General features: G+C 64.5%; 3 protein-coding genes. 2 read left to right on the forward strand and 1 reads right to left on the reverse strand.

Annotated elements, in window-relative coordinates; all coding sequences use genetic code 11:
- Positions 1-523 (reverse strand): hypothetical protein (locus tag V6M39_RS01820; protein ID WP_332641951.1); only part of this gene is annotated, 523 nt, incomplete at its 3' end.
- 298 nt (positions 524-821) lie between these two features.
- Between V6M39_RS01820 and V6M39_RS01825 the strand changes: the two genes are divergently transcribed.
- Both V6M39_RS01825 and V6M39_RS01830 read left to right on the forward strand, forming a co-directional pair.
- Complete coding sequence (locus V6M39_RS01825; RefSeq protein ID WP_332641952.1) at positions 822-1,217, forward strand: hypothetical protein; 396 nt, start codon at positions 822-824, stop codon at positions 1,215-1,217.
- Between the two features lie 105 nt (positions 1,218-1,322).
- Positions 1,323-2,477, forward strand: a complete 1,155-nt coding sequence (locus V6M39_RS01830; RefSeq protein WP_332641953.1) for an IS30 family transposase — start codon at positions 1,323-1,325, stop codon at positions 2,475-2,477.
- Positions 2,478-3,180: the final 703 nt, after the last annotated feature.

Raw genomic sequence — 3,180 nt, forward strand, 5'->3', positions numbered from 1 at the left:
GTTTGCTGTCAGTCAGTGACAGCAGACCACCCCAATCACAGGGCCATGCGTGGTCGCGACGTGATTGACCGGCACAGTCCGCGAATGCATCGCATCGCCCCCAGCCGGGCGCGCTGTCATGCCACGGGCCGCGCGGTTCGCGCCCAGTGTCGTGCGCTGCTGAATCGGGCAGGATGGCGACATGACCGAGGCACCGCACGTAGCCGTCGAAGGAGGGCTCCTGCGCTTCCGAAGCCTTCGTATCGTTAGCCAGGACACCGTCCAGTTCGACTTTGAGGGCGTCGGCACAGGCGATCGCGTGTTCGAGGCAACGAGGTCGCTTGCCGACGGCATTGCCATAGTGAAACTTCGACGATGAGTTCAGCAGGCTCTTTCTCGGGGTGCCCTGCCTCAGCCGGGGCCTGCCGTTTGCTCGCCTGGCGTCGCAGGTACTCGCCGCCCAGGATGAACTGCTGCCAATCGGCACTGCTTGGGACAAGGCATTCCGCGAATGCGCCGATGAGGTCAACGCGAGGGCGGACACGTAGGCGCAAAGCGAAGCGCCCGACTCTCCCGCGATCCGCGCGCGGTCGTGCCGATGATCGGGAATTTCGTAAAGCGCTGATGCCGGGTGCCATGGGCATATTTGGGCGTGTGGCATCGGCTACGGTCGCGGTGGCTAGGGAAAGCAGAGTCGACCGGACGAGGGCTGTGAAGTGGACGAGCTAATAGGCAGTTGGACGGCTGGCCCCGACGATGCTGCATCGGCGGCTCGGACCATGTCACGCCCGTGCATTCGAAACACATTTCGGTCAGTTGGGCTCGCGGGTTTCGCTGCCTTGATGTTTCTGGTAGCCCACGTGCTTCTGGAAGGCGGCGATGCAGCTCTCTTAATCGCGGGCGGGCTCCTCGGCGGAGTCGTGCTGATCGCAGTAACCAACGCGGTTCGAATCACTTCTCAGATCCGGCGCAGTGCGGGAACTCGCCTGGCGGAGGGTGTTGTTCTGAACTCACGGTTCGATGATCAAGCTGCTCACTTCAGCGGCCCGTATCTCGAGCAGACGGTCCCGTACCGGGCATTCACGGCAGTATCGGTAGAGGGCGACTGGGTCTTCTTGCGCACGAAGGGTGTCCCGCAAGCGACCGTGCTGCCATTGGCTCTCTTCCCTGGTCCGGCCATTGAGAAAATCCGCTCCGTGCTTGGTTCGCTCGACGAGCGCACCCGACCGAAGGGCTAACGCGTCTCCCTCATCCGGTGCCGGGAGGGCGGTCGGGACAACGCCCGCATCTGCCGGCGGTCTCAACGGGTCATCGCAACACTTCTCTGACTGAAGGAGGTTGCGATGGCGCGTCAGCACTATCAACGGTTATCACCGGCGGACATCGACGAGATCTGGCGTCGGCTCCGCGCTGGGCATTCAGCAAAGCCGACCGCGCGGGCGCTGGGGATGCCGACCAGCACGGTCCGCACGTATCTGGTCCGATGTGGAGGGATCAAGCCTGAGCCGCGGCAACGTGCAGCTGGTCGACTCAGTCTTGAGGAACGCGAAGAGATCAGTCGCGGCCTGGCCGCAGGCCAGTCGCTACGAGCAATCGCTGCCGGGCTGGGGCGGTCGCCGTCGACGATCACTCGCGAGGTTGCCAGCAATGGCGGTCGATCTCGGTACCGGGCCACGGCCGCGGACCAGGCTGCGTGGGCACGGTCGATGCGACCGAAGGTATGCAAGCTGGCCACCAATCCAGTGCTGGCTGGCATCGTGGCCGAGAAGCTCCAATGTCGGTGGTCGCCCCGACAGATCGCCGGCTGGTTGAAGCTGACCTACCCCGACGACCCAGGGATGCATGTGTCGCACGAGAGCATCTACCGCACCCTCTTCGTGCAGTCACGCGGAGCGCTGAACAAGGAGCTCACTGCCTATCTGCGCACAGGGCGGGTCATCCGACGCTCGCACGGCATTCGGGTACCCGACGGCCGCGGTTCCCGGCCAGGGATCGTGAACATCAGCGAACGCCCGGCCGAGGTCGCCGACCGTGCGGTGCCCGGGCACTGGGAAGGCGACCTGGTCTTCGGTCGGCAGATGAGCCCAGTCGCCACGTTGGTTGAGCGCTCGACCCGGTTCCTGATCCTCGTCGGGCTGCCGGGTGGGAACCACAAAGCCGACGCCGTCGCCGACGCGCTCGCCGCGGCAGTGCAGCACCTGCCCACCCATCTGGCGAAGTCGCTGACGTGGGACCAGGGCCACGAGATGGCTGCGCACCGGCGCTTCAGCAGCGAGACCGGGATCGACGTCTACTTCTGTGATCCGAAGTCGCCTTGGCAGCGCGGGAGCAACGAGAACACCAACGGGCTGCTGCGTCAGTACCTGCCTCGACGCCTCGACTTCAGAACGCTGACCCAGGACGATCTCGACGCCATCGCACTCGAGCTCAACGAACGCCCTCGACAGACCCTGGGATTCAAGACACCATCACAAGCGCTAGGCGAAGTGTTGCGATGACCGCCTGAGCCCGCACCGCTGTCGGAGCGGAACGCCCGACCATGCTGCTGTGGGTTCATTCATCTCTCGATGAAGAACAGGGCGATCGCGGCTACGACACAGCTTGCGAAGTACAGGACCCAAGTAGTCCGCAGGGTCAGCCGCAGGATTTGTCGTGGGCGGGTGGTCGACCACTTCGGTCCGTTCATAACGGCAGGGAAGAACCTGAGCGCGTAGGACAACGTTAGTAGTGCTCCAGTGATCAGGACACCAAGGCCCATCGCCCGGCCCCCGAGGGGACCTCCGCCCAATAGCGCGCGCCCGCCCCAACTGAGCGAGCTGACTGTCCCGAAGAGTACAAGCAACGTAGGGCGCAGCTCGGTCGTGAACGCTTCCCACGGTTTGGGTGGAGGCATGTCCAGGGCGGCGGGGCCCGGCTTGCGATGGCTCGTAGGAACGTGACGGGCCGCTCCCTGGTCCACGGCGCGCGCATCGTCGCTAGTCACGAGAACAATCGTCGCACGCGACACTGCGGCCGCGAGTCAAACCAGACAAAGGATGCGCACAGCTCGGACCACTGCATAGGCAACGAAGCGCCCGGATCTGGCGCCCCTCTGTGTCAACCGGTGCTTGGGACGAGGTTCTTCACGTCGGCGGGATCTGGGCGTAGCGTCGGTTTGGCGGGTCCGGGAAGTGGCTTATCCGAAGTGCCGATGAGCGGGTG

The sequence above is a fragment of the Aeromicrobium sp. genome (assembly GCF_036675695.1).
GTDB lineage: Bacteria > Actinomycetota > Actinomycetes > Propionibacteriales > Nocardioidaceae > Aeromicrobium.